The organism is Marinobacter sp. C1S70 (assembly GCF_000475355.1).
Classification (GTDB): Bacteria; Pseudomonadota; Gammaproteobacteria; order Pseudomonadales; family Oleiphilaceae; genus Marinobacter; species Marinobacter nauticus.
Genome location: NZ_AXBW01000010.1, coordinates 45942 through 71451, shown reverse-complemented (window position 1 = coordinate 71451; position 25510 = coordinate 45942). Strand labels below are relative to the sequence as shown.

At 58.1% G+C, this 25510-nt stretch carries 26 protein-coding genes and 1 pseudogene; 9 read left to right on the top strand and 18 right to left on the bottom strand.

Going from position 1 to position 25510, the window contains the following annotated elements; translation table 11 throughout:
- The first annotated feature begins 49 nt into the window (after positions 1–49).
- Complete coding sequence (locus Q669_RS19790; protein WP_264673054.1) at positions 50–253, top strand: phage integrase N-terminal SAM-like domain-containing protein; 204 nt, start codon at positions 50–52, stop codon at positions 251–253.
- Positions 217–390, top strand: a pseudogene (locus Q669_RS19200) (tyrosine-type recombinase/integrase); the annotation flags it as partial. The gene Q669_RS19790 and the pseudogene Q669_RS19200, both read left to right, overlap by 37 nt.
- Before the next feature lie 250 nt (positions 391–640).
- Here the strand turns inward: Q669_RS19200 and Q669_RS02060 are convergent.
- From Q669_RS02060 to rpoE, 5 genes are all read right to left on the bottom strand, one after another.
- A complete protein-coding gene (locus Q669_RS02060) occupies positions 641–2089 on the bottom strand; it encodes a DegQ family serine endoprotease (protein WP_036148432.1) in 1449 nt (482 codons plus the stop codon).
- A 112-nt stretch (positions 2090–2201) separates the two neighbouring features.
- Positions 2202–2651, bottom strand: a complete 450-nt coding sequence (locus tag Q669_RS02055) for a SoxR reducing system RseC family protein (protein WP_022991048.1) — start codon at positions 2649–2651, stop codon at positions 2202–2204.
- Positions 2648–3691: a MucB/RseB C-terminal domain-containing protein gene (locus Q669_RS02050; RefSeq protein WP_022991047.1), complete on the bottom strand. Its 1044-nt coding sequence runs from the start codon at positions 3689–3691 to the stop codon at positions 2648–2650. The genes Q669_RS02055 and Q669_RS02050 overlap by 4 nt, the downstream gene beginning before the upstream one ends.
- A gap of 17 nt (positions 3692–3708) precedes the next feature.
- Positions 3709–4275: a sigma-E factor negative regulatory protein gene (locus Q669_RS02045; RefSeq protein WP_022991046.1), complete on the bottom strand. Its 567-nt coding sequence runs from the start codon at positions 4273–4275 to the stop codon at positions 3709–3711.
- Positions 4276–4290: 15 nt separating this feature from the next.
- On the bottom strand, positions 4291–4908 hold the full coding sequence (gene rpoE, locus Q669_RS02040) for an RNA polymerase sigma factor RpoE (RefSeq protein ID WP_022991045.1): 618 nt from the start codon (positions 4906–4908) through the stop codon (positions 4291–4293).
- Positions 4909–5116: 208 nt separating this feature from the next.
- Here rpoE and nadB point away from each other — a divergent pair, with 208 nt between their 5' ends.
- The 5 genes from nadB to Q669_RS02015 all read left to right on the top strand — a co-directional run bounded on the left by nadB (position 5117) and on the right by Q669_RS02015 (position 9421).
- Positions 5117–6724, top strand: a complete 1608-nt coding sequence (gene nadB / locus Q669_RS02035) for an L-aspartate oxidase (protein WP_183580615.1) — start codon at positions 5117–5119, stop codon at positions 6722–6724.
- Between the two features lie 38 nt (positions 6725–6762).
- Positions 6763–7035 (top strand): succinate dehydrogenase assembly factor 2, encoded by a 273-nt coding sequence (locus Q669_RS02030; RefSeq protein ID WP_011785730.1) that lies wholly within the window; start codon positions 6763–6765, stop codon positions 7033–7035.
- On the top strand, positions 7019–7480 hold the full coding sequence (locus tag Q669_RS02025; protein ID WP_022991043.1) for a hypothetical protein: 462 nt from the start codon (positions 7019–7021) through the stop codon (positions 7478–7480). The genes Q669_RS02030 and Q669_RS02025 overlap by 17 nt, the downstream gene beginning before the upstream one ends.
- Before the next feature lie 26 nt (positions 7481–7506).
- Positions 7507–8487 (top strand): YgfZ/GcvT domain-containing protein, encoded by a 981-nt coding sequence (locus tag Q669_RS02020; protein ID WP_022991042.1) that lies wholly within the window; start codon positions 7507–7509, stop codon positions 8485–8487.
- A gap of 100 nt (positions 8488–8587) precedes the next feature.
- The gene (locus Q669_RS02015; RefSeq protein WP_011785733.1) at positions 8588–9421 is read left to right on the top strand and encodes an HDOD domain-containing protein; all 834 of its coding nucleotides are present in this window, start codon (positions 8588–8590) and stop codon (positions 9419–9421) included.
- 152 nt (positions 9422–9573) lie between these two features.
- Here Q669_RS02015 and ung read toward each other — a convergent pair whose 3' ends face one another.
- The 13 genes from ung to ffh form a co-directional block, all read right to left on the bottom strand.
- On the bottom strand, positions 9574–10305 hold the full coding sequence (ung, locus tag Q669_RS02010) for a uracil-DNA glycosylase (RefSeq protein ID WP_022991041.1): 732 nt from the start codon (positions 10303–10305) through the stop codon (positions 9574–9576).
- Between the two features lie 4 nt (positions 10306–10309).
- Complete coding sequence (gene lysS, locus Q669_RS02005) at positions 10310–11845, bottom strand: lysine--tRNA ligase (RefSeq protein WP_022991040.1); 1536 nt, start codon at positions 11843–11845, stop codon at positions 10310–10312.
- A gap of 52 nt (positions 11846–11897) precedes the next feature.
- Positions 11898–12993, bottom strand: a protein-coding gene (gene prfB, locus Q669_RS02000; RefSeq protein WP_113879872.1) for a peptide chain release factor 2 whose coding sequence is annotated in 2 segments (ribosomal slippage) — positions 11898–12920 and positions 12922–12993 — 1095 coding nt in all. Because the reading frame shifts where the segments join, the coding sequence is not laid out codon by codon here.
- A gap of 235 nt (positions 12994–13228) precedes the next feature.
- Entirely contained in the window at positions 13229–14962 is a 1734-nt protein-coding gene (gene recJ / locus Q669_RS01995) for a single-stranded-DNA-specific exonuclease RecJ (protein WP_022991039.1), read from the bottom strand.
- 6 nt (positions 14963–14968) lie between these two features.
- The gene (gene thrC / locus Q669_RS01990; RefSeq protein ID WP_022991038.1) at positions 14969–16369 is read right to left on the bottom strand and encodes a threonine synthase; all 1401 of its coding nucleotides are present in this window, start codon (positions 16367–16369) and stop codon (positions 14969–14971) included.
- Between the two features lie 11 nt (positions 16370–16380).
- The gene (locus Q669_RS01985) at positions 16381–17682 is read right to left on the bottom strand and encodes a homoserine dehydrogenase (protein WP_036148423.1); all 1302 of its coding nucleotides are present in this window, start codon (positions 17680–17682) and stop codon (positions 16381–16383) included.
- 140 nt (positions 17683–17822) lie between these two features.
- The gene (locus Q669_RS01980; protein WP_022991036.1) at positions 17823–18557 is read right to left on the bottom strand and encodes a DsbC family protein; all 735 of its coding nucleotides are present in this window, start codon (positions 18555–18557) and stop codon (positions 17823–17825) included.
- An 83-nt stretch (positions 18558–18640) separates the two neighbouring features.
- Complete coding sequence (xerD, locus tag Q669_RS01975) at positions 18641–19546, bottom strand: site-specific tyrosine recombinase XerD (RefSeq protein WP_011785741.1); 906 nt, start codon at positions 19544–19546, stop codon at positions 18641–18643.
- A 97-nt stretch (positions 19547–19643) separates the two neighbouring features.
- Entirely contained in the window at positions 19644–20000 is a 357-nt protein-coding gene (gene rplS / locus Q669_RS01970) for a 50S ribosomal protein L19 (RefSeq protein WP_011785742.1), read from the bottom strand.
- 25 nt (positions 20001–20025) lie between these two features.
- The gene (gene trmD, locus Q669_RS01965; RefSeq protein ID WP_022991035.1) at positions 20026–20784 is read right to left on the bottom strand and encodes a tRNA (guanosine(37)-N1)-methyltransferase TrmD; all 759 of its coding nucleotides are present in this window, start codon (positions 20782–20784) and stop codon (positions 20026–20028) included.
- A 3-nt stretch (positions 20785–20787) separates the two neighbouring features.
- Positions 20788–21315, bottom strand: a complete 528-nt coding sequence (gene rimM, locus Q669_RS01960) for a ribosome maturation factor RimM (protein ID WP_011785744.1) — start codon at positions 21313–21315, stop codon at positions 20788–20790.
- Positions 21316–21345: 30 nt separating this feature from the next.
- Complete coding sequence (gene rpsP / locus Q669_RS01955) at positions 21346–21585, bottom strand: 30S ribosomal protein S16 (RefSeq protein WP_011785745.1); 240 nt, start codon at positions 21583–21585, stop codon at positions 21346–21348.
- A gap of 165 nt (positions 21586–21750) precedes the next feature.
- The gene (gene ffh / locus Q669_RS01950; RefSeq protein WP_014420740.1) at positions 21751–23136 is read right to left on the bottom strand and encodes a signal recognition particle protein; all 1386 of its coding nucleotides are present in this window, start codon (positions 23134–23136) and stop codon (positions 21751–21753) included.
- Between the two features lie 161 nt (positions 23137–23297).
- Here ffh and Q669_RS01945 point away from each other — a divergent pair, with 161 nt between their 5' ends.
- Positions 23298–24104, top strand: coding sequence for an inner membrane protein YpjD (locus Q669_RS01945; RefSeq protein WP_022991034.1), 807 nt, complete (start codon positions 23298–23300; stop codon positions 24102–24104).
- Between the two features lie 92 nt (positions 24105–24196).
- Entirely contained in the window at positions 24197–25477 is a 1281-nt protein-coding gene (locus tag Q669_RS01940) for an HlyC/CorC family transporter (RefSeq protein ID WP_011785776.1), read from the top strand.
- The last annotated feature ends 33 nt before the right edge of the window (positions 25478–25510 follow it).

Sequence of the window (25510 nt, the reverse complement as noted above, 5' to 3'; positions counted from 1 at the left end):
CTAAAACACTTGACCACTACAGTTCAATGACAAGAAGCACCCTGAGGTGATGGGTAATCGCGAAATTGAGCGTTTCCTGAATCATCTCGCCGTAAATCGAGGGGTCAGCCCCGCCACCCAAAACCAGGCACTCTGCGCCATAATTTTCCTTTACAAGAATGTGCTGAAAAGGGAGATCGAAAACCTGCACTACAAGATGTCGAAGACTCCTCGGCGCATACTTTTCGCCACGCTTTTGCCACCGAGCTACTGAGATCGGGAAGTGATATCCGAACGGTCCAGGAAATCCTCGGCCACAGCGATATTCGGACGACTGAAATCTACACCCACATTATTGGCGATCGAAGAGCTGGAACAGTTAGTCCATTTGATCGTTTGCCGGGTTCTTGAGAAATGACCAAGCGCCCAACCAAGGCAGAAAGAGCCGGGGATCTCTGAGGCCATCCGAATGTTCGCTTTTGTTTAAAAGCGGCTTAATCGTTAATGACAGAAATTCCGGGTCGACTTGGCGGGCACAAAGCATCGAATGGCTTTTATAGTGCTCGCCCAAAACGGACAAACTAAGGCTTGAAAACCAAAAGCCCCCGAACGTGTCCTGACACGCCGGGGGCCCAATTTTACTTGAAATGTGGTTATCGACTCAGGGCTTCATGACCAGATAGATTGCCCGACCCTGCCTTACAATCCGGACCGAAACCGCCCGGTTTTCCGGCAAGTCGCGGACCACCGACCGGAAGTCCTCCACCGAGCGAATCTGCTGGCGGTTGATCTCGGTAATGATGTCCCTGGCACGAATACCAGCCTCAAAAGCCGGGCCACGATCCACCCCAGCGACTACAACACCGCCTTCCACGCCGATGGAGCGAGCAGTCTCGGGGGCCAGTGGCTCAACGGACAACCCAAGAGGTGCGCCCGCGCTATTGTCGCGGCTACCGGTTGAGGGCTGGGCAGCGTCATCGCCGTCTTCCGGCAACTTGCCAATTTCCACGTCGAGGGTGATTTCATCACCACCGCGCAACACGGTCAGGCGCGCCGATTCACCTACCGGTGTACGGCCAACCATGGGCGGCAGGTCAGAGGACAACTGAACATCCTCGCCATTGTATTCCAGCACAATGTCACCGGCCTCAAGCCCCCCCTTCTCCGCCGGTGAATCCGGCATCACTTCGGCAATCAACGCGCCGCGGGGACGACGCAGCCCGAAGCTCTCGGCCAGATCCCGATTCACTTCCTGAATAAGCACGCCCAACCAACCCCGGGCCACGGTGCCTTTGTCACGGAGCTGGCGGAATACGTTCATGGCATCGTCAATCGGAATGGCGAACGACACCCCCATGAAGCCGCCGGAGCGGGTGTAAATCTGGGAGTTTATGCCCACCACTTCGCCTTCCAGGTTGAACAGCGGGCCACCGGAGTTACCGGGGTTAATGGCAACGTCGGTCTGGATAAACGGCACGTAGTTCTCGGATGGCAGCGAGCGGCCCAGAGCACTGACAATGCCCGCCGTCACCGTGTAGTCAAACCCGAATGGCGAGCCGATCGCGAAAACCCATTCGCCGACTTTCAGATCCCGGGAACGTCCAACGCTGACCACCGGCAGGTCTTCACCATTCTCGATTTTGAGAACCGCCATATCCGAGCGGGGATCGGTACCCACGATAGTGGCGGAAAACTCGCGGCGGTCATTCAGGCGCACAATCACTTCATCGGCACCCTCAACCACGTGATTGTTGGTCAGTACATAACCATCGGCTGACACAATAAAGCCGGAGCCCATGCTCCTGCGCGGCTGCTGCGGCCGAGGGGACCCACCAAAAGGAGACTGCGGGCCGCGGAAGAAATCCTGAAGGAAAGGCGGCAACTGCTCCAGTTGCCGCTCATCAAAAGGGAGCCCATGGAAGCCAGAGCTCTGGCTGCCCGGATCCGTCGTGGTACTGATATTCACCACTGCACTGGAGTTATCTTCCACCAGCTCAGTGAAATCCGGCAGGCCTCTGGCTGCGACGCCCTGGCTCCAGAATACCGACGCCATGGCAGCCAGCATCAGCAGAACGCCCAGCATGGCCCCGGGCCTGGCCAGGGAAGGCATACGGGCAGCTTCTATATTTTTTTCTGGCATGTAGAACCCCCTGATTTTACTTGCGTTTATAGAGCTATTCTGGGGCTGGGGCGTGAATTTTCAACTTAAAAAACGGTAGGGATCATGGACATGTCGAGGATGGAATTGTCTTTATCCTCAACAACCGCGGCTGGTAGCGATCACCGGCCCCGGCCTGCCAACGCTGCACCAGCCAGAACCCGACGCCCAGGCCTGCCACCGCTCCGGCTATGGCGCCCAGGTCTGACCCCGCGGCCCAGGTGTGCGCCATCACACTGGCAAGCACCATCAGCACCAACGGCAAACCATAAATAATCAGCGAGGCATTCAGCAGCGACTGTTCATCCAGACCGATGACCACTTCATCCCCCACCCGGGCGCCCACGGAATTATCTACCAGTACCTGGTTCGCCCGGCCACCGGAGACCGCAGCCAGGGCTCGCTGCCCGCAGCCCGAGCGGGCCGAGCAACTCTGACAGGCACTGGTTCTTATCGTCTGAACCCAGACCTGATCACCCACCAGGGCCACGACTTTACCGGTTTCCGTGATCATGACCCGGAGAGCTCAGCTACGAAATCATCATCCACTTCCACGGCATCTGCCACCTTTCGTGCAGTGCCCGGCGGAATTTCACCAACCACCGCTATCAGGAAGGGGCGATCAGAGACCATGACTTCGCGCATGTAGATGGTGGTTGCCCCTATACGGGAAGCGCCTGTCGGCATTTTCAGCCGCCCGACAGGCTCAACAAATACGGAAAACGCAGCCAGGCCATCGGAGAACGCCACGGCCTTGCCACTGCCCGAACGTGGTGCAGCCGCCGGCACAAAGCCCTCCGGCTGCCAGGACAGAGTCCAGCCATTCATCCGGCCAACAGATGACTCCTGTTTCCGGCCATCGTCCAGGGTACGGCTAATCTCACGACCACGGGTCTGAACCTCGAGTTCCTCGTCGGAAATATCGTCAGTGATCTCAAGATCGGTGAACTGAAAATGCTCCAGTACCTCACCGTTTACATCCCGCACCTGGCTCTTGACCAGTAGTCCCGTCTCTTTTTCCAGCCAGAGGCGGTGGCTGTAGCGATCATCATCCCGGGCCCCGAGCGCCACGATCACCACATCGTAGCCGGCGACCCGGTCTTCACCCGCCAGTTCAGGCAGATACCAGCGGCCAAACGGCATCAATTGACTGGTAAACGCTTCTGCGAACGGGCCCGAAGGTATCACCTCGTCCAGCCGAACCCTGCCCCTGTCAGGCAATACACAGACCACGTTCATGCCTTTACGGACGATTTCACCACTGCCGCCGTCCTGCATCACCAGGCGTTCCTCAACACGCCCGTTCCGGTAACGGTGGGCAATGCGCATGGAATGTACCTGATCGCCCCGGGCATAAACAAAGACCCCGCGGTACGAAGTCATGTTGAGTGCAGGGCCAAGCCGCTCCAGCCAGGCCATGGCCGCCGGAGCTTCACCGCTTTTCGTTGTCTCGCTGGCCAACTCGGCCCTCACCGGATTGATCAACAGGCACAGCAGAGCCACAAGAGCGACAACCGCTCCGAATACCGACCTGCTGGATACCCGGTTATTCATAAACCCATGCTCCCGGCTCAATAGTTACCACTGGCGCTGACCAGGCGGGCGTAACCCACCGAGCCACGACCTGCACCCACGCTGTTGTGCTGGGCATGCTCAAGCAGGTACTGACGCATCTGGCGCAACTGGTCTTCGTCCAACCGCTGCAGTGCCACTTCCTCAACCGCCGCCGACAGCGTTACCGCAGAGGCTGAAGGCTCGGCACTGCCGCCGGCCAGTGCCTGAACAGATACTCCGGTGCGGGTATCCCAGCCGGCTCCGGCACCGAAGCCCACAATCAGCGCCATGAACACCATGGCGGCCACCGGCCAGCGCCAGACCGACACCCTGGGCACCTCCACCGGCGACCGGGCCTGTTCTGAGCGAGCATGGCCATCGAGCGCTTCCCTCACCGCGCCGGCAACATCAATACCATCGGCAGGACCGTGCTGCTCGTGCATCAGATCACGTATCTGCTGCCATCGCTGCCACTGGCCGCGCACGTCCTCCTGGTTGCCATGTGACAACAACCGACGAACCGATAGCTCATCGGCCTCGTCATCCATCATCGAAGACAGTGTTTCTCTGAGACGCTCATCCATAGGATGCAACCTCATTCACGTTACTGACTGATCAAGAAACGGGCCAAGGTGGCGATCCACCGAGTCCCGCGCCCGGAAAATTCTTGAGCGCACGGTACCTATGGGGCACTCCAGTATCCGGGCAATATCTTCATAACTCAGGCCATCGTATTCCCTGAGCAGGAACGCCGACCGCAGTTCCTCCGGCAGGCTGGCAATGGCTTCCGCAAGAGCTTTCTGCAACTGCTCCCTCTGCAGCAACCGCTCCGGCGAGGCCGGGTCACGCAGTCGGCCGCCATCGTCAAAGTTTTCCGCATCGGTGACATCCGCCGATCCCTGAGGCCGCCTGCCGCGGGCCTCAAGGAAATTCTTGGCGGTGTTTACGGCAATCCGGTACAACCAGGTGTAAAACGCGCTGTCGCCGCGAAAGCGATCGATCGCGCGGAAGGCTTTGACAAAGGTTTCCTGAGTCAGATCCATGACTTCCTGGCTGTCGTAGACATAACGGCTGATAATAGACGCGACCCTGGACTGGTATTTCACCACCAGCAGATCGAAGGCCGCACGATCTCCGTTCCGGACCTTGCGAACCAACTGCAGATCCGTCTGGCTATCGGACTGCTCACCGGGTTTCCAGTCATTTTCAGGCGTCATGGACGAAGCAACAGAAAGTCCTGTTTTGGGAGCCAGTGGTCTGGCCTCGATACGAGTGGCTTGTGTCATTGGGCTGTTCCAGCGTTCGTTCACTAACCCTTGATGCAGACCGCACCCGGCTGACAGGGTTATCCGTTAGCCCAAATAGACAGCAAGCGTAAAGTTTAGTTCAATACACGTCCACATTATGGCCCGCGACCACGACTCAATGCCACAGTCCTACGAATACGATGTTCTGATCATCGGCAGCGGCGCTGCCGGCCTTACCGTTGCGCTGAATCTTCCGGAGCACTTGCGGGTTTGCGTCATCAGCAAAGCCGATATCAGCTCTGGCGCCACCCTCTGGGCCCAGGGAGGCATCGCTGCGGTTCTGGACGATACCGATTCCGTAGAGAATCACATACAGGACACCCTCAACGCGGGCGGCGGTCTGTGCCACGAGGATGCGGTCCGCTTTACCGTGGAACACAGCAAGGAAAGCATCAAGTGGCTGATCGACTCCGGCGTGAAGTTCACCAGGCAGGACGATGGCGAGGACTACCACCTCACCCGCGAAGGCGGCCATAGCCATCGCCGGATTATCCACGCCGCCGATGCCACCGGCCACGCGGTTTCCACCACCCTGGCGAGCCAGGCCCAGGCCAGGCCGAATATTGACCTGAAAGCCGGCCGGGTGGCTGTGGACCTGATTACCAACCGCAAGCTTGCGCTTCCCGGCAACCGCTGCGTCGGCGCCTACATCCTGAATCTCGAAGACAATCATGTGGAACTGTTTCGAGCCAGGTTCACCGTCATCGCCACCGGCGGCGCCTCCAAGGCGTATCGCTACACGACCAATCCGGACGGCGCTTCCGGAGATGGAATTGCCATGGCCTGGCGAGCCGGTTGCCGTGTTGCCAACATGGAGTTCAATCAGTTCCACCCCACCTGCCTGTACCACCCGCACGCCAAGTCCTTCCTGATTACCGAGGCGGTTCGGGGCGAAGGTGGCGTGCTCCGGCTGCCGGACGGCAGTCGGTTCATGGACCGGTTTGATGAACGGGCGGAACTCGCGCCCCGGGACATTGTTGCCAGGGCCATTGACCATGAGATGAAGCGCCTGGGCGCAGACCACCTGTTCCTGGATATCAGCCATAAGCCGGCCGACTTCATCAAACAGCACTTCCCGACCATTTACGAAAAGTGTCTGAGCTTCGGGATCGACATTACCCGCGAACCGATTCCCGTGGTGCCTGCTGCCCATTATACCTGCGGCGGAATTGTCAGTGATGAACGGGCGCGTACCGACATCAACCAACTCTATGTCGTTGGCGAAGCCGCCTTCACCGGCCTGCACGGCGCCAACCGCATGGCCAGCAACTCGTTGCTGGAATGTCTGGTCTATGGCCGGGCCGCGGCTCAGGACATCACCCGCAGGGAGGCTGACATTCCACCACCACCGTCAGCCCCGGACTGGGACGAAAGCCAGGTGCGGGACTCCGACGAAGACGTCATCATCTCCCATAACTGGGACGAACTTCGGCACTTTATGTGGGACTATGTCGGCATCGTCCGAACCACCAAACGCCTGCAGCGGGCGAAACACCGGGTTGATTTGCTGTCCCGTGAAATCGGCGAGTTTTACAGTAACTACCGGGTCTCCAATGACCTGATCGAACTGCGCAACCTGGTCACAGTCTCCGACCTCATCATCTGCTCGGCACTGCAACGCAAGGAAAGCCGAGGCCTGCATTACACACTGGATTATCCGGGCCTGCTGAATGACGCCCAGGATACCGTGCTGGTGCCGACGACTTACCGCACCCCGTCTCCCTGAGACCGGGCCTTACTCCGTTTCCAAAGGCAGAATCCGTTATGTCCGAAACCAATACTTCTCAGGATCACACTGAATTTCATCGCCTGTGGTGGCACAGCCGCCGCGGCATGCTGGAACTGGACGTTCTGCTGCTCCCGTTCCTTGAAGAGGTATACCGGGATCTTTCAGCGGAAGACCAGGCCCGTTACCGCAAGCTGTTAAGTTGCGAGGATACGGACATGTTCGAGTGGTTCATGCAGCGCAGCAAGCCGGAGGACCCGGATCTTCGTCACATCGTTGACATGATCCTGAACCGTGTCCAACCCGATTGAACTGAACCTGTCGCCCTCCAGGGCCGCGGGTATTTGCGCCAGCCTGCCCTGGCTGGCGCTGTCTGCTGTACTACTGGCAATCAGCCTGTCCATCACCACGCTGGCACTGGTGTTGTTACCGGTTTCCCTGCTTCTGGGCTGGCAGGAATTCCGTCGTTGTGGCCGGCTCCGTGGAGCCAATGCCATTATCAGCCTGACCACTGACGACCGGCATCTTCGATGCCAGCTGGCCAATGGCCAGGAAGTTACCGTCAGAGTTTGCGGCTGCAGCTCGCTCGGTGCATCCTTTCTGGTCTTGAAAGTAGAGTCCGTTGTCACCAGATCAGACACCATGACCGCGATCCTGCTCAGTCCATCCCGGCTATGTCGTGGCAATGTTTCCGAACAGGCATTCCGTCGGCTGCGCATGTGGCTCCTTGCAGGGCCAGCAGCTATTTCACGGTGAACCCCCGATTCCATCCGGAGTTTTCGATGACTAACGCCAATACCGAAACGCCAGCCAATCCCACTTACGAGGGTTGGGCTCATCTGACCGACCGGGTTCTGGCCAGAATCAGCGGGCCGGGTACCGACAAGTTTGTCCAGGGCCAGTTCAGCCAGAGTGTGGACGAAGTCACTGCCGGACAGTCGCTCAGGGCAGCAGCCTGCACCCCGAAGGGCAGGGCCTACTGCATTACGCGACTGGTCCGGGATGGCGAAGACTTGCTGCTCAGCCTCGAGCGGGAGACCGCCGACGACACCCTTCAGCACCTGAACAAGTATCTGATGCTGTTCCGGGGCACATCCCTTGGCGTTCTTGAGTCGGGCCGGATCACCGGTCTACTGGGGATCGAGACCGCCCGACAGGTTGCCGGCGCGGCCACAGACGAACTGACCCGCCCCGGTCAGGTGTTAAGTACCGATAACGGGTACCTGATTCGTGTCGAAGATGACAGCAACCACCTCGCTCGCTTCGAACTCTGGCAAACGAATGCCCAGCCTTCGTTGCCGCCCACCTCCGAACTTTCCATGCCGACCTGGCAGGCCTCGGAGATCAGCGCCGGCGTACCCTGGCTGACCAAGGCAACCCGGGAAGCCTATGTTCCCCAGATGCTCAACCTTCAGCATCTGCAAGGCATTCACTTCAAGAAAGGCTGTTACACCGGACAGGAAGTGATTGCGCGGATGCATTTCCTCGGCCAGTTAAAGAAAAGCCTGTTCCGGGTCGCTTTCTCCGGCACTGATGCCGCCCCGGCACCCGGCACCCGCCTGATCGCCGATGACAGTGCCGTGGGCGAGGTGGTTAACTCAGTACTGACTGGCGAGCAGCAGGGGGAAATGCTGGCGGTGATCCGACATGACGCGGCAAGCAAGCACCTGGGCGTAGACGGTTATGAGGGCCTGCAACTTGAGGTGCGGCCGATACCCTATCCGGTCCCTGAACGAGAGAAAGCCGAACAGCCGGATACATAAGTTGACAGGAAATACCGGAAAAATTTGCTATAAATTAAAACACATACCGGTTTTATCCCCGTACGTGGGATGCCTCCAGACAAGTGGAACCTAACTGACCATGGCCAATATTGTTGAAACCATCAAGTCTGACCTGACGGCTGCCATTGAAAACGACAAGCTGGTACTTCCAACCCTGCCTGAGGTAGCGCTTCAGGTACGGGAGATTGCCGAGTCCGAAGACTCTGCCATTGCCGATCTGGTGAAGGTCATCAGCAACGATACCGCGCTCTCGGCGCGTATCATCCGGGTGTGCAACAGCCCGCTGTTTCGCGGCAGTCGCGCCATCGAGAACCTGAACATGGCGGTCAGCCGGCTGGGTATGGCTTACACCAGTAATCTGGCCATGGGGCTGGCGATGGAACAGATGTTCCAGGCCACGTCAGATATGATCGACAAGCGCCTGCGCGCCACCTGGCAGACCAGCACCGAAGTGGCGGGCGTGTGCCATGTTCTGGCGCAACATTACACCCGCCTGAAGGCGGATCAGGCAACACTGGCTGGCCTGGTGCACCTGATCGGTATTCTGCCGATTCTGCGTTATGTGGAGGATCAGGATATCCAGATCAGCAGCATCATGCTGGACAATGTGATTGATGAGCTGCACCCACGTATTGGCTCTATGATTCTGAAAAAATGGGATTTTCCAAAGGAACTGCAGAATGTGCCTCTGGAATACGCCAACTTCCAGCGTGAGGTGCCGGCAGCGGATTATGCCGATCTGGTCATGGTGGCCAACCTGCAGCTGGTTGCCGGGAGCGATCACCCCTGGAACGAGATGGACTGGACGAAGATTTCTGCGTTCGATCGGCTGGGACTGGATCCGAATATCGATATGAGCGAGGAAGAGGATCTGAATGCGCAGATGGAAGCAGCTATGGCGCTGCTTCAGTAATACCTCGTGGTTTTGGGAGTTTGGCGCCCGTCCTTGCGATGGGACCAGCTCCCGAAACACGCTGTGAATACCTCCCTGTATGCTCGGCTCCGCACGGTTTCGGCAGCCTGCCCCGCCCTGAAGACTACCTTTGCATTGCCTTCGTCAGCGCGTCACTTTTTATACTTGGCAATCAACGCAGCTTTGCTTGGCAAAGCCCAATCAACGGAGGGCCTGCCCTGCTCCCTCAGCCATTCGTTAGCCTTCGAGAAATGCCGGCAACCAAAGAATCCACGGTAGGCACTGAGCGGTGACGGGTGTGGGCCATCCAGAACCAGGTGGCGGTTCCGGTCAATGTGCTGGCCCTTTTTCTTGGCGTAGCTGCCCCACAACAGGAACACCACGTTGTCGCGCTCCCGGTTGATAACTTCGATCACCTTGTCGGTAAACTGCTCCCAACCCTTGCCTTGATGGGCTCCGGCATTGCTCTGCTCGACCGTGAGGACACTGTTGAGCAGTAGCACGCCTTGCTCTGCCCACGGCTGCAGACAGCCGTGATCCGGTGGCGCGATACCCAGGTCGGTTTCGATTTCCTTGAAGATATTGACCAGGGACGGTGGTGGCGGAACCTGAGGGCGCACAGAGAAGCACAAACCATGGGCCTGGCCGGGGCCGTGGTAGGGGTCCTGGCCAAGGATCACTACGTTTACGTTGGCCAGCGGTGTGCTGTTGAGGGCATTGAAGCAGTGGGAGCTGGGGGGATACAGAACCTTGCCGGCCTGTTCCTCGGCGGCGAGGAATTCGGCCAGTTGCCGCATGTAGGGCTGGCGGAACTCGTCCGCCAGCCACTGGTCCCAGCCGCGGCCGGGCTTCAGTTGTTGAGCCAGTGCCTCGGCAGGGTGCATGGGCTTACTCGCTTTCCGGTTTCTGTTCGGCCTTGTGTTCCGGGCGCATGGCCGGGAACAGGATGACGTCGCGGATGGATGGCGAGTTGGTCAGCAGCATGGCCAGGCGGTCGATGCCGATACCTTCACCGGCGGTAGGCGGCAAACCGTATTCGAGGGCCATGACATAGTCGTCATCGTAGAACATGGCTTCGTCGTCGCCGGCGTCTTTCTCAGCCACCTGGGCCTGGAAGCGTTCGGCCTGGTCTTCGGCATCGTTCAGCTCAGAGAAGCCATTGGCAATCTCGCGACCGCCCACGAAGAACTCGAAGCGCTCGGTCACAAACGGATCGCTGTCTTTGCAGCGGGCCAGGGGCGACACTTCTTTCGGGTACTCGGTGATGAACGTCGGCTGGGTGAGGCGATGCTCGGCGGTGGCTTCGAAGATTTCGATCTGCACCTTGCCCAGGCCCCAGATGTCTTTCACGTGAATACCCAGGTTCTTGGCCACTTCTCGGGCCTCTGCGTCGTCAGCCAGTTGCTCACGGGTGATGTCCGGGTTGTAGCGCAGGATGGCGTCTACCACAGTGAGGCGCTCAAACGGCTTGCCGAAATCGTATTCGATGGTCTCTTCGCTACCGTCTTTCAGCACCCGTGTGTTGATTACGGTGGTGGTACCCAGCACCTTCTGAGTGATGGTACGCAGCATGTCTTCGGTCAGGTCCATCAGGTCGTTGTAATCGGCGTAGGCCTGGTAGAATTCGACCATGGTGAACTCGGGGTTGTGCCGGGTGGACAGCCCTTCGTTGCGGAAGTTGCGGTTGATTTCGAACACACGCTCAAAGCCGCCGACCACCAGGCGCTTGAGGAACAGTTCCGGCGCAATGCGCAGATACATATCGATGCCCAGAGCGTTGTGATGGGTCACGAACGGACGGGCGGTGGCGCCACCCGGAATCACCTGCAACATGGGGGTTTCCACCTCCATGAAATCGCGCTCGGCGAAGTACTGGCGCATGGCGTTGATGATCTTCGACCGGGCATGGAACACACGGCGGCTGTCCTCGTTCACCATCAGGTCCACGTACCGGTGCCGATAGCGGGCTTCGGTGTCGGTCAGCCCCTTGTGCTTCTCCGGCAGCGGGCGCAGTGACTTGGTCAGCAGTACGTATTCGTCCATGGTCACATACAGGTCGCCCTTGCCGGATTTCGACAGAGTGCCACGCACGCCCACGATGTCGCCCATATCCCAGTGCTTGGTGTCTTTCTGGACGTCCTTGGAGGCATAGATCTGGATGCGGCCGGTCATATCCTGAACCACTTTGAACGCCTTGCGGTCGAGCATCATGCGGCCAGCAATGGCCACCTTGATGCCCAGACCTTCCAGCTCTTCCTTGGATTTATCACCGTATTTCGCCTGCAGTTCGGCGGCGGTGGCATCGCGACGGAAGTCATTCGGGAACGGATTGCCCTGCTCGCGCAGCGCAGCCAGTTTGGCGCGGCGCTCGGCAATCAGCTTGTTATCCTCATGCTGTGCGGCGTTCTGGGTCTGTTCAGTCATCTTGGCTCACTAAAGAAGTCGGAATGGTCCGGTTTGGTTTGGATGGCGCCGTCTACAGCGCCATCTTCAGACTGGCTTCAATAAACTTGTCGATGTCACCATCCAACACCGACTGGGTGTTGCTGGTTTCCACCTTGGTGCGCAGGTCTTTGATACGGCTGTCGTCCAGCACGTAGGAACGGATCTGGCTACCCCAGCCGATGTCAGACTTGGAGTCTTCGGCTTTCTGTTTCTCTTCGTTACGCTTCTGCATTTCCAGTTCAAAGAGCTTGGCCTTGAGCTGCTTCATGGCCTGGTCTTTGTTCTGGTGCTGGCTTCGGCCGGCCTGACAGGCCACCACGATGCCCGTGGGGTTGTGGGTCAGTCGCACTGCGGATTCGGTCCGGTTTACGTGCTGACCACCGGCGCCGGAAGCGCGATACACATCGACCCGCAGATCCGCCGGGTTGATCTCGATTTCGAAGCTGTCGTCCACTTCCGGTGATACAAACACGGAAGAGAAAGAGGTATGGCGACGGTTGCCGGAATCAAACGGGGATTTCCTCACCAGGCGGTGTACGCCGGTTTCTGTGCGTAGCCAGCCGTAGGCGTAGTCGCCCTGGATGTGGATGGTGGCACTCTTGATGCCGGCCACTTCACCTTCCTGCAGTTCAACGATTTCGGCCTTGAAGCCACGACGCTCGGCCCAGCGCAGGTACATGCGCAACAGCATGTTGCCCCAGTCCTGGGCTTCAGTGCCGCCGGAGCCGGCCTGGATATCCAGGTAGGCGTTGTTGGCGTCCATTTCGCCGGAGAACATGCGGCGGAATTCGAGCTTCTCGAGTTCTTTATCAAGGTTTTCGAGATCGGCTTCGATTTCCTGGACAGTGCCTTCGTCGTCCTCTTCCACCGCCATGTCGAGCAGGCTTTCTGCATCGGCCAGGCCGTTGGTGAGGTTGTCGATGGTTTTAACGATCAGTTCAAGGTCTGAGCGCTCTTTGCCCAATGCCTGGGCCCGCTCGGGATCGTCCCAGACGGTGGGTTGTTCGAGTTCGCGTTCGACTTCGGTCAGGCGTTCACTTCGCTGATCGTAGTCAAAGATACCCCCTCAGCGCTTCGGTGCGCTCGCGAAGCTCTTTGATCTTCGTCACTATGGGATTAATTTCCATGAAACCTTGTCTCGCTTTGGAAAATGGTGCGATAAAAACAGAGGGCGGATTCTACCGGAATTTGCTGGGCAAATCAGCTGTTCATGCTCTGGAGCACGCACCGCATGGGGTAGGGCTTTCCGAGAGACGCGGTGAATACATCCCTGTACGCTTGACGAAAACATCCTTGTTTTCGACACTCTCGGAAAGCCCTACCCCACACGGCGCCCCAACTTGGTTCGGGGAGTCGACACATTCAGCCTAGCGGCTCCAGATAATCCACCAGAAGCTGCAAATTAGTCCGCCCCCGGAACGTATTGGCATCAGGCTTATAAACCACCCGCGCGCCACTCCGGGTAAAGTCCGGTACTTCAGGCCCGGTGTTGAACGCAATACCATCAATAATGCCCCCGCCCTCAACCGGCTGCAGCACGAGCTTCAGATGGTTCTCGCCGACAATGCGTTGGCTCACTACCCGGAATTCGCCGTCAAACACCGGCTCTGGGAAGTGCTGCCCCCAGGGGCCGGCGCGTTTGAGCAGGTAGGCGGTGTCCAGATTCAGCTCTTCCGGGGCCAGCGGGCCGTCAGTGGTGATGGCGGCTTCGAGGTCTTCCGGTTTCAACGTGTCACGCACGGCCTGGTCGAAGGCGTTGCTGAAACGTTCGAGGTCGTCCCGGGCGATGGTCATGCCGGCGGCCATGGCGTGGCCGCCGTATTTTTTCATCAAGCCCGGATTCTTCGCATCAACCACGGCCAGCGCATCCCGGATATGCAGGCCGGGGATGGATCGGGCAGAGCCTTTCAGGTGTTCGCCGTCGTCGTCGGGCGCAAAAGCAATGGTGGGGCGATGAGTCTGTTCGCGGATGCGGGCCGCCAGGATGCCGATCACGCCCTGGTGCCAGTCCTGGTCGAACAGGGCCAGCCCCCAGGGCAGGCCGTCAATATCGAGGGACATGGAGGCCAACAGGTCCTGGGCCTGGGCTTTCATGTCTTTTTCAATGGTGCGGCGTTCGCGGTTGAAGTTATCCAGTTCCCGGGCCAGGCGCAGCGCTTCGTCGCGACTGTCGGCGAGCAGACAGGCGATGCCGATACTCATGTCGTCCAGCCTGCCGGCAGCGTTCAGGCGCGGGCCAACCACAAAACCCAGATCGGTGGCGCTGATTTCGGTGTAGTCGCGGCCGGCTACTTCCAACAGAGCCAGGATGCCCGGTCTGGCTTCGCCTTTGCGGATGCGGCGGATGCCCTGCTCCACAAAGATGCGGTTGTTATGGTCCAGCGGAACCACGTCGGCCACGGTACCCAGGGCCACCAGGTCCAGCAGGCTACCCAGGTTAGGCTCCGGGTCCGGCAGCCGGTTGTTGTCTCGCAGGTGCTTACGCAGCGCCGTGAGCACGTAGAACATCACGCCCACTCCCGCCGCATTTTTGCTCAGGAACGGGCAATCGGGTTGATTGGGGTTCACAATGGCATCGGCATCTGGCAGCTCTTCTCCGGCCAGATGGTGGTCGGTGATAACCACTTTGATGCCCAGCTCCCGGGCAGCACGCACGCCTTCGATGGCGGAGATGCCGTTATCAACAGTCACCAGAAGATCCGGCAAATCCCCGTCTTCCTGCAACCGGTGGATGATGCCGGGTGTCAGGCCGTAGCCATCAGAGAATCGGCTGGGCACCCGGAAATCAATCGCCGCCACACCGAGCATAGACAAACCCAGCATAGCCACCGAAGTACTGGTGGCGCCATCAGCATCGAAGTCCCCCAGCACCATTACCCGCTGTTTCTGCACTATGGCCTCGGCCAGCAGTTCAACTGCGCGATCAATGCCGCGAAGCTGCATCGGCGAAGCCAGGTGTTTCAGGGTGTACTGGAGCTGGTCGTCGGATTGCACACCGCGAGCGGCGTACAGACGGCGAAGGATGGGGGGCAGGTTTTGCCCCCACCCCGTCACATCGGACGGCTGGGGGCGACGCAGGATCTTTTTAGGAGTCATGCCGGATCAGGCGTTCTTCCAATGCTTGGCGATAAAGCCCTGCACCTCGGACACATTGTTATCCAGCACGGTGTAGCGCTCTTCCCGCTCGAACAGATCAGCCATGTGGGCCGGCAATTGCGGCTTCACGCTCAGGCCGGATTCGGCAATCGCATCCGGGAACTTGGCCGGGTGCGCGGTACCCAGGGTGATCATGGGCACGGCAGAGTCCCGGCGGCAGTTGCGGGCAGCGCGTACGCCAATGGCGGTGTGCGGGTCCAGCAGATATTCATTCTGCTCGTAGACGTCACGAATCGTTTCACAGGTGGTTTTGTCGTCCACCGCATCGCTGTCGAACAGCTTGCGGGCGTGCTTCCAGCGGTAGTCTTCAATGCTGACCGGGCCTTTGGCTGCGTTTTCCAGCAAGGCTTTGACCGCCGCCCCGTCACGGCCGTGCAGATCAAACAGCAGGCGCTCGAAGTTGCTGGACACCATGATGTCCATGCTCGGCGACAGGGTATGCTCCAGCTGGTGCTGCTCATACTTGTTGCCGCTCATGAAGCGATGCAGGATATCGTTGCGGTTGGTGGCAATCACCAGCTGGCTGATGGGCAGCCCCATTTTCTTGGCCAGGTAGCCGGCGAAAATATCGCCAAAGTTGCCTGTGGGCACAGAGAACGCCATGCTGCGGTCCGGGCCACCCAGAGCGAGAGACGCCTGGAAGTAGTACACGATCTGGGCCATGATCCGGGCCCAGTTGATGGAGTTCACCGCCGCCAGCTGGGTTTTGCCGCCCAGAAAGGACTGATTGCCGAAGCTCTCCTTCACCATGCGCTGACAGTCGTCGAAGTTGCCTTTGACTGCGATGTTATGGATGTTGCCGCCCTGCACCGTAGTCATCTGGCGGCGCTGCACTTCAGACACTCGCTGATGCGGATGCAGGATAAAGATATCCACGTGCTCGCACCGGCGGCAGCCCTCGATGGCAGCAGAACCGGTATCACCGGAGGTGGCCCCCATGATCACAACGTGCTGGTTGCGCTTCTCCAGAACGTAGTCCAGCAAGCGGCCCAGCAGCTGCAGGGCAAAGTCCTTGAACGCCAGCGTCGGGCCACGGAACAGTTCCATCACCCACTCATTGGTGTCCAGCTGCACCAGCGGTGCCACCGCCTGGTGGCTGAACACGCTGTAGGTTTCATCCAGCATCTTGCGGAAGTCGTCCGCCGGGATGGCATCCTCTACGAACGGATACATCACTTTATAGGCCAGCTCCGCATAGGGAAGCCCGCGCCAGCTACGAATTTCTTCCAGGCTGAAGTGCGGCAACGATTCCGGCACATAGAGGCCACCATCGGTGGCCAGCCCGGTCAGAAGAACGTCCTCAAAGCCCAGTGCGGGAGCTTCACCCCGTGTACTGATGTATCTCACGTGCGTACCTGTCAGTTAAAGTTTTCTGCGCGAATACGGACAACCTTGCCATCGATGTCGGCGAGGGATTCCATCTCGTCAATGGCCAGGTTCATCTGGCGCTCCTGAACCGTGTGGGTCAGGATGATGACCGGAATCCGGCCATCCTTGAATTCGGATTCTTTCTGCATGATTGACTCGATGTTGATGCCATGCTCACTCAGAATGGCAGCAATCTTGGCCAACACACCCGGATGGTCAAAGGCCTGGATTCGCAGGTAGTAAGCCGACTGGACATCTTCCATTGGCAGCACCGGCAGGTCTTCCAGGGCGTCCGGCGTAAATCCGAGGTAGGGAATGCGCTGCTGGCTGTTGCTGGCCACCGCACGGGCGACGTCCACGACGTCTGCGATGACCGCAGATGCTGTAGCCTCATCCCCGGCACCAGGACCGTAATACATAGTCTGGCCAACAGCATCGCCATCCACCAGGACCGCGTTAAGAACGCCATCAACCTGAGCAATCAGATGACTCTGTGGCACCAGCGTCGGATGCACCCGCAGTTCAATACCGTCTTCACGACGACGGGCGATGCCCAGGTGCTTCACCCGGTACCCCAGCAACTCTGCGTGGGAAATATCATATGGAGTAATACCGGAAATGCCCTCGGTAAAACCTTTCTCAAACTGAAGGGGAACGCCGAACCCGGACGCCGCCAGGATGGTCAGTTTGTGAGCGGCATCGATACCTTCCACATCGAACGTCGGATCCGCTTCCGCGTAGCCCAGCGCCTGCGCTTCTTTGAGGACTTCACCAAATTCCCGGCCCGCGCGCATTTCGGTGAGAATGTAATTGCCGGTGCCATTGATAATGCCGGCAATGGTGTCAATGCGGTTGGCGGCCAGGCCCTCACGCACAGACTTGATTACCGGAATGCCGCCGGCAACGCCGGCTTCGTAGGCAACCACAACGCCGGCCTTCTCCGCTGCGTCGAAAATCTCATTACCGTGCACGGCAATCAGGGCCTTGTTGGCAGTCACCACATGCTTGCCGTTGGCAATGGCCGCCAGCACCAGCTCTTTGGCCGCATCGTAGCCACCAATCAGCTCCACCACGATATCAATCGAAGGATCGTTCACCACGTCATAAATGTCGGTACTGAACGGGACATTGCCCAGATCAAGGTCATCGCGGCTATGGCGGCTCGCCACCCGGGCAATCCGGATGTTGCAGCCGGCACGACCCGCAATAATCGCGGCGTTGCGAGTCAGGACATTGAATGTACCGCCGCCTACGGTTCCCAGTCCGCAAATTCCGACATTGACGTCTTTCAAGCTCTCACCTCTGATCCCGATGGGGGTGCTGATGGATTGCAATAAGGGGGCATAGTATACCGATTCAGGGCCGGCTGAATAAGCCCTGAATCGGTCACACTTTCAACAAAGATGACGACTGGCGACGAACACCGACAGGGTCACAGAATACCGAGACCCTCGGCCAGATTTCGGGCCGGCACATAACCCCGAACCATATTGCCGTCTTCCAGCAAAATAGCCGGCGTGCCGGTCACACCAACCTGGCCGCCGAGCCGATACTGCTCTGCCACCGGGTTCTCACAACTCCTCTGCTCTACCGAACGCCCGGCCTTGGCGGCATCCATAGCGGCCTGCTGATCGTCAGCGCACCAGACCGAGATATATTTATTGAAGGAGGCCGTACCTGGCCCGGAACGGGGAAACGCGTAGTAATTGACGGTAATACCGTACTCATTCAACTGGGGCACTTCATCGTGTAACTTCCGGCAATAGGGGCAATCGATATCGGTAAACACATTAACGACCGCCTTCTCTTTACCCTTGGCCGGATAGGAAATCACGCCCTTGCCACCGTAATCCGCCATCAGGTCCTTACGGGAACCCGCACGGGATTCTTCAGTAACGTTGGCAATGCCGTTTTCGGTGATTTTCAGCAGATCGCCCGTCAGCAGATAGGTGCCGTCTTCCGTGGTGTAGATGGTGTCGCCGTTGTTGCTCTGAACTTCGTACAACCCTTTTGCCTCAGATTCGCGAACAGAGTTCACCTTGAGACCGGGAACCGCCTCGGTCAGCCGCTGGGCAATGCGGTCTTCGGCTTCGCCTGCCTGGGAGGCTGGTGCCCCGACCAGGGTCAGCGCCAGTCCAACGGACACTGCTACTGATTTGATGTTCATGAGCTTGAAACTACCTCTGTCGGTTTGTGTGGTGTCTGCGACACCGGAAAATCGGATTAGTTCAGCCTCCGGAGCGGCCGCAGTCAACCCCTGGGGTGATGGGCCTGATGAAGATCCTGCAATCTTTGCCGCGCAACATGGGTGTAGATCTGGGTGGTCGACAGATCTGAATGCCCCAACAGCATCTGCACCACCCGAAGATCCGCCCCGTGATTGAGCAAATGGGTGGCAAATGCATGCCTGAGCGTATGAGGAGAAAGGTGCTTGGTGATTCCGCAGCGAATCGCATAATGCCGGATTCGATACCAGAAGGCCTGCCGGGTCATGGCGGTGCCACGATTACCCGGAAACAGGGCATCACTGGTTTTGCCTCGCAGCAGCTCGCCCCGGGCCTGCCGCATATACTGTAATAACCAGTCCACAGCTTCCTCACCCAGCGGCACCAAACGCTCCTTGCCGCCCTTGCCCTGAATGCGAACCACGCCCTGCCTCAGGTTGACCTGGTCCACCGTCAGCCCCGTCAACTCCGAAACCCGAAGTCCGCAGCCATAGAGAATCTCCAGCATGGCCCGATCCCGCAATTCTACTGGCAGCTCCGGGTCCGGCTCAGTCAGCAGCGACTCCACGTCGGCCTCGGTCAGGGTATCCGGCAAGCGCCTGGGCAACCTAGGGCTGTCAATCCGCAACGTTGGGTCTTCGGCAATAATGCCTTCACGCAACAGAAAACGATAAAAGCGCCTTACGCCAGACAGGCGGCGGGCCGCCGTGCTGGTTTTCAGGCCGTCGGACAAGCCCCGGGACATCCAGGCCAAAAGGTCTGTGCGTCGTGCGCTGCGCAGGGTTGGCGCCCCAGCTTGCTGCTCCAGCCACCCGGACAAACGGTACAGATCACTGGCATAGGCCTGCCGGGTTTTCTCGCCAAGGCCATCCTCAAGCCAGACCGCATCACTGAAACGCTCTATCAACTGCTCATCTTCTGGCCTTGGCACAGCACCCTCTTCGATTCCGGAGTCATCGCAGGCATTAAACCATAAAAAAAGCAGCCCCTTGAGGCTGCTTTTTTGGTACTGAACAGACGAATCCGAATCAGTTAAGCTTTTCCTTGATACGAGCTGCCTTACCAGACAGGTCGCGCAGGTAGTAAAGCTTGGCCTGACGCACGTCACCACGACGCTTCACACTGACGCTGTCGATCAGCTTGGAGTAGGTCTGGAAAGTACGCTCAACGCCCACGCCGTAAGAGATCTTACGAACAGTGAAGGAAGAGTTCATGCCACGGTTACGCTTGCCGATAACCACGCCTTCAAACGCCTGCAGACGCTCACGGTTACCTTCAGTTACGCGAACCTGTACAACCACGGTATCGCCCGGCGCGAACGCAGGGATTTCCTTGGTCATCTGTTCTGCTTCAAGTTGACTGATGATGTTGTTCTTGCCGCTCATCGTAATGCTCCTGATACCCAATCTTTCAATGCCCTGATGACTCAGAGACACCCGGTTCGTTCAAAATTTCTTCCAGTAACTGACGCTCTTCTTCCGTAAGTTCCCGCTTTTCCAGCAGATCGGGGCGCCGCTCACTGGTTCGCCTCAACGATTCTTTCAATCGCCAACGCCGGACCTGTTCATGGTGACCGCCCAACAGAACTTCCGGCACCGCCTGACCTTCGTAAACCTCGGGCCGGGTGTAGTGCGGACAATCCAGCAATCCGTCGGCAAAGGAATCCTGCTCTGCCGACTGCGCATGACCCAGCGCTCCGGGGATGAGGCGTGTTACCGCATCAATTACAGCCATCGCTGCCAGCTCGCCACCCGAGAGAACGAAATCCCCAAGGGATACCTCCCGGTCGACCTCTGCCGCAATCAGGCGCTCATCCACGCCTTCATAACGACCGGCAACGAGAATCAGCTGCTGCTCGGCGGCGAGTGACTCCACCACCGACTGATCCAGCCTTTCACCCTGCGGCGAAAGATAGACCACACAGGCCTTGCCGGGTGCCGATGCCCTGGCCGCCTGGATTGCGTCCCGCAGAGGCTGAATTTTCATCAGCATCCCCGGGCCACCACCATAAGGCCGGTCATCCACCGTGCGATGACGATCGTGGGTGTAATCCCGAGGATTCCAGCTCTGAAAGGTCAACAGACCTTCACGCACTGCCCTCCCGGTAATCCCGTAATCCGTCACCGCAGAAAACATATCCGGGAACAGACTGACTGCGCCAATCCACACCCGTCAGAACTCCGGATCCCAGTCAACCACCATGCGAGAGCCTTTGAGATCCACCTGCTGAACCACTTGATCCGGCAGATAGGGAATCAGACGCTCGCGCTGGTCAATAGAGCCCGCCGTAGCGTGCACCACCAGGACATCATTGGAGCCTGTCTCCAGAAGGTGATGCACCTTACCCAGGCACTCACCTTCTACCGTGAAGACATCCAGACCTTCCAGCTGATGCCAGTAGAACTCCCCTTCGGGCAGTTCCGGCAGTTGCTCGGTGGGAACCCGGATCTCCGCTCCGCAATAGGTGCGGGCTACTTCACGATCATCAATACCTTTAAGCCTGACGACGATCCCCTGCCCCTGGCGGCGACCTTCCTCAAGCCTGATCGGAATACGCTTGCCGTCCAGGAGCAGAGTCCAGTCACGGTAGTTCAGTATTCCGTCTTTCGGGTCTGTGTAAGAGAAGACTTTAAGCCAACCCTTTACCCCGAACACCGAGGTGATCCGGCCGATCACAGTTTCCTGCGAATTCTGCGTCATGCCTTTACAACCCCGGTACCAACAATGCTATTACTGAGCAGCCTTCAGCAGCTGAGCAACACGCTCACTGGCCTGTGCACCCTGGCCCAGCCAGAAATCAACGCGCTCACGATTAACACGCAGACGCTCTTCCTGACCACGGGCAATCGGGTTGAAGAAACCAACACGCTCAATGAAACGGCCGTCACGGGAGTTACGGCTGTCAGTGACTGTCAGATGGTAGAACGGGCGCTTCTTGGAGCCGCCACGAGCCAAACGGATTGTTACCATTTCGACCAATATCCTGTTCTGTTGTACGAACTTTGTACGATTCCCGACACGCCGCTTCACGACTGACGGGAAGACCCATACTCGAAAGGGGCGCTATTCTATGCGAAAAAAGCGCCAATGAAAACAGGGAAACCACCGGTTTCCCCATTTTATATGTAAGGCTTTTTACATACGGCCAAACGGAGGCATGCCACCACCGCCGCCGGGCGGCATCATACCACCCATACCGCGCATCAGGTTAGCCACCCCGCCCTTCTTGCCAAACTTTTTCATCATCTTCTGCATCTGCTTGTGCTGCTTGAGCAGACGGTTCACGTCCTGGATCTGGGTGCCGGAACCGGCGGCAATCCGACGCTTGCGAGAGTTATTGATGACGTCCGGATAGCGGCGCTCTTTTGGCGTCATGGAGCAGATAATGGCTTCCATCTGACCAACCGACTTGTCGTTAACCTGTGCCTGCGCCATCTGGGCCATCTGCCCCATGCCCGGCAACTTGTCCAACAGTCCGCCGATACCGCCCATATTCTTCATTTGCTGGAGCTGGTCGCGGAAGTCTTCCAGATCAAAACCTTTACCCTTCTTGATCTTCTTGGTGAGCTTCTCGGCTTTCTTTCGGTCCAGCTTGCGCTCAGCTTCCTCAATCAGGGAGAGCACATCCCCCATGCCAAGGATGCGGGAGGCAACACGATCGGGATAGAAAGGCTCCAGAGCGTCTGACTTTTCACCAATACCCAGGAACTTGATGGGCTTGCCGGTGATATGACGCACGGACAACGCCGCACCGCCACGGGCATCGCCGTCGGTCTTGGTCAGGACCACGCCGGTTAACGGTAACGCGTCGTTAAATGCCTTGGCGGTATTGGCCGCGTCCTGGCCCGTCATGGCATCAACCACAAACAGGGTTTCAACCGGATTCACCGCCTTATGCAGGCGACCGATTTCACCCATCATCTGCTCATCCACGTGCAGACGACCCGCGGTATCCAGGATAACCACATCAATGTGCTTGCGGCGGGCAGCCTCGATGGCACCATTGGCAATATCCACCGGATCCTGCTCGGTGGTGCTGGGGAAGAATTCAACGCCCACTTCACCGGCAAGCGTTTCCAGCTGACGGATGGCCGCCGGCCGATAAATATCGGCACTGACCACCAGCACGGACTTTTTCTCACGCTCTTTCAGGAAACGGGACAGCTTGGCCACCGTGGTGGTTTTACCCGCACCCTGGAGGCCCGCCATCATAATGACCGCGGGCGGACGCGTGGCGAGGTTCAGGGATTCATTGCCCTCCCCCATGACCCGCTCCAGCTCCTGCTGGACAACCTTAACGAAGACCTGGCCCGGGGTCAGACTGCGCTGAACTTCCTGGCCAATCGCACGCTCACGAACCCCTTCAATAAAGGCCTTGACCACCGGCAGGGCGACATCAGCCTCCAGCAGGGCCATCCTCACTTCACGGAGCGTGTCCTTGATATTGTCGTCAGTCAGGCGCGCCTGGCCCGAGATCTTGCGCAAGCTACCGGATAGCCGGTCCTGGAGATTCTCAAACATGTTGCTCTTCCGTACCCCGGAGAATTTGTTCACACAGATCAAGAAGCCAGCTCGGCCTGCTTGATTCCTGTTGCATAATCGCGACATTATACCCAGACTACGGAGCCTCTGAACAACTCCGCGCCGATTTCACTTCATCAGGCAACACGATTAAGGATGTCATGGGAACGCTGATTCTCGCGGTTACCGCACTTTTCCTCTATAGCGTTGGAACCGCGCTTCAGGCCCTCCATTTACGTGGAAAGGTGCACAACAACCTGGCGGTTACGACACTGATTGGCTTGCTTGCCCTGATCGGCCATGGCCTGCTCATTGCCCAGACCGTACACCTGGACGGCGGCTTCGACTTCAGTTTCTTCAAGAGCTCCGTTCTGATCTCCTGGCTCATTGTCTTTCTGCTTCTGGGACTTAATCTGAGCAAACCCGTACAAAGCCTGTTCATTGCGGCCTATCCGATTGCAGCACTGACCATTGTCATGGCGTTGATTACCCACACACCGTCGCGTCTGGTCTCCGAAGAAAGCTACGGCATGCTGTCTCACATTGCCCTGTCAATCACGGCATACAGCCTGTTTACCCTTGCAGCCATACAGGCGGTTTTACTGTACGTACAGAACCGGCAGCTCAAGCGCAACTACAACAGCCTGCTGGTGAGGAACCTGCCACCGCTGCAAACCATGGAGTCATTGTTGTTTGAAATGGTCTGGGCGGGTGTTGTGCTGCTGGTACTCGCCATTGTCACTGGCGCTGTTTTCATTGAAGACCTTTTTGCTCAGGATCTGGCCCACAAAACCATTTTTTCCCTGCTGTCCCTGCTGGTTTTTGTCGGACTGCTGGTAGGCCGCTACACCAAAGGCTGGCGCGGCATCACCGCCAGTCGCTGGACACTGGCAGGCTGCGCACTGCTGATGCTGGCCTTCTACGGCAGCAAGTTTGTTCTCGAGCTGGTTTTCCACCGGGGCGTCTGAGACCCGAACCCCCTTACTGACCTAACCCGCTTGACACCTGTTACCTTCAAATCCTATTTTCGCAACTTATCCTCAATATAAGGGCTGCTCTCTTGAACGAAACATCGCTCACCGCGCTGTTTATTCTACTTGTCGGACTGATCATCCTCTCTGCGTTTTTCTCCAGCTCTGAAACCGGCATGATGTCCCTGAACCGCTACCGCCTGAAACACATGGCGAACACCGGCCACAAAGGGGCCCAGCGAGCGCAAGGCCTGCTTAACCGAACCGACCAGTTGATCGGCGTTATCCTGATCGGCAATAACTTCGTGAACATTCTTGCGTCATCGATCGCCACGGTCATCGCAATTCGCCTCTGGGGCGACGCCGGTATCGCAATTGCCACCTTACTGCTGACGATCGTTATCCTCATTTTTGCCGAGGTCACCCCGAAAACTCTCGCAGCCCTGTTCCCTGAAAAAATTGCCTTCCCGGCCAGTCATATTCTTGGGCCGTTGCTGAAACTTCTGTACCCGCTGGTATGGACGGTCAACCTGTTTACGACCGGCATTCTTCGCGTTCTGGGCGTCTCCTCGGCCCAGGCCTCGGAAGATCATCTCAGCCGTGAAGAACTCAGAACCGTGGTGAACGAGGCCGGCGCACTGATTCCGGCCCGGCACAAAGACATGCTGGTCAGCATCCTGGATCTGGAGAATGTCACCGTCAATGACATCATGGTGCCCCGAAACGAAGTCGTCGGCATCGACCTGGAAGACGACACAGACACTATCCTGCGCCAACTCAGAAGCAGCCAACACACGCGGCTGCCTATCTTCAAGGGTGACATCAACAACATTCAGGGCATTCTGCACCTTCGCAGCGCGGCCAGGCTGCTGCAGGAGGCAGACATCAACAAGGCGATGATCATGCAGCTGTGCCAGGAACCCTACTTCATTCCGGAGAGCACTGCGCTCAATACCCAACTACTGAACTTCCAGAAAGGCAAACGCCGGTTCGGCATTGTGGTGGATGAATACGGCGATGTACTGGGCCTGGCTACGCTTGAGGATATTCTTGAGGAAATCGTCGGGGAATTTACCACCGATTATGCCGCCACCTCACCCGACATCATTCCCCAGGACAACGGCACCTTTATCATCGATGGCAGTGCCGCCGTGCGGACGATCAACAAGACCCTGGGCTGGCATCTGCCAACCGATGGCCCGAAAACCCTGAACGGACTGATCACCGAAACTCTGGAAAATATTCCGGACACCAACGTGTGTCTGAAAGTTGGCGGTCATCGTATTGAAGTCCTGCAAATCAAGGACAACGTGGTTAAAGCCGCCATTGTCCACCCCAAACGCAAGAAAAAGCGTGGCCGGAGTTTATGAACCTGATCGCAGGTTAGCGTTTATTCATGTTAA

Excerpts from the sequence above, each read along its gene's own strand:
- Q669_RS02030 (WP_011785730.1), top strand. The coding sequence starts at position 6,763 with ATGTCCGAAACCAATACTTCTCAGGATCACACTGAATTTCATCGCCTG.
- rimM (WP_011785744.1), bottom strand. The coding sequence starts at position 21,315 with ATGACGCAGAATTCGCAGGAAACTGTGATCGGCCGGATCACCTCGGTG.
- recJ (WP_022991039.1), bottom strand. The coding sequence starts at position 14,962 with ATGACTCCTAAAAAGATCCTGCGTCGCCCCCAGCCGTCCGATGTGACG.
- Q669_RS02050 (WP_022991047.1), bottom strand. The coding sequence starts at position 3,691 with ATGAATAACCGGGTATCCAGCAGGTCGGTATTCGGAGCGGTTGTCGCT.
- Q669_RS02060 (WP_036148432.1), bottom strand. The coding sequence starts at position 2,089 with ATGCCTTCCCTGGCCAGGCCCGGGGCCATGCTGGGCGTTCTGCTGATG.
- nadB (WP_183580615.1), top strand. The coding sequence starts at position 5,117 with ATGCCACAGTCCTACGAATACGATGTTCTGATCATCGGCAGCGGCGCT.
- Q669_RS01945 (WP_022991034.1), top strand. The coding sequence starts at position 23,298 with ATGGGAACGCTGATTCTCGCGGTTACCGCACTTTTCCTCTATAGCGTT.
- Q669_RS01980 (WP_022991036.1), bottom strand. The coding sequence starts at position 18,557 with ATGAACATCAAATCAGTAGCAGTGTCCGTTGGACTGGCGCTGACCCTG.
- Q669_RS02055 (WP_022991048.1), bottom strand. The coding sequence starts at position 2,651 with ATGATCACGGAAACCGGTAAAGTCGTGGCCCTGGTGGGTGATCAGGTC.
- lysS (WP_022991040.1), bottom strand. The coding sequence starts at position 11,845 with ATGACTGAACAGACCCAGAACGCCGCACAGCATGAGGATAACAAGCTG.
- ung (WP_022991041.1), bottom strand. The coding sequence starts at position 10,305 with ATGCACCCTGCCGAGGCACTGGCTCAACAACTGAAGCCCGGCCGCGGC.
- Q669_RS02015 (WP_011785733.1), top strand. The coding sequence starts at position 8,588 with ATGGCCAATATTGTTGAAACCATCAAGTCTGACCTGACGGCTGCCATT.
- Q669_RS19790 (WP_264673054.1), top strand. The coding sequence starts at position 50 with ATGGGTAATCGCGAAATTGAGCGTTTCCTGAATCATCTCGCCGTAAAT.
- ffh (WP_014420740.1), bottom strand. The coding sequence starts at position 23,136 with ATGTTTGAGAATCTCCAGGACCGGCTATCCGGTAGCTTGCGCAAGATC.
- rpoE (WP_022991045.1), bottom strand. The coding sequence starts at position 4,908 with ATGACGCCTGAAAATGACTGGAAACCCGGTGAGCAGTCCGATAGCCAG.
- Q669_RS02020 (WP_022991042.1), top strand. The coding sequence starts at position 7,507 with ATGACTAACGCCAATACCGAAACGCCAGCCAATCCCACTTACGAGGGT.
- rpsP (WP_011785745.1), bottom strand. The coding sequence starts at position 21,585 with ATGGTAACAATCCGTTTGGCTCGTGGCGGCTCCAAGAAGCGCCCGTTC.
- rplS (WP_011785742.1), bottom strand. The coding sequence starts at position 20,000 with ATGAGCGGCAAGAACAACATCATCAGTCAACTTGAAGCAGAACAGATG.
- Q669_RS02045 (WP_022991046.1), bottom strand. The coding sequence starts at position 4,275 with ATGGATGAGCGTCTCAGAGAAACACTGTCTTCGATGATGGATGACGAG.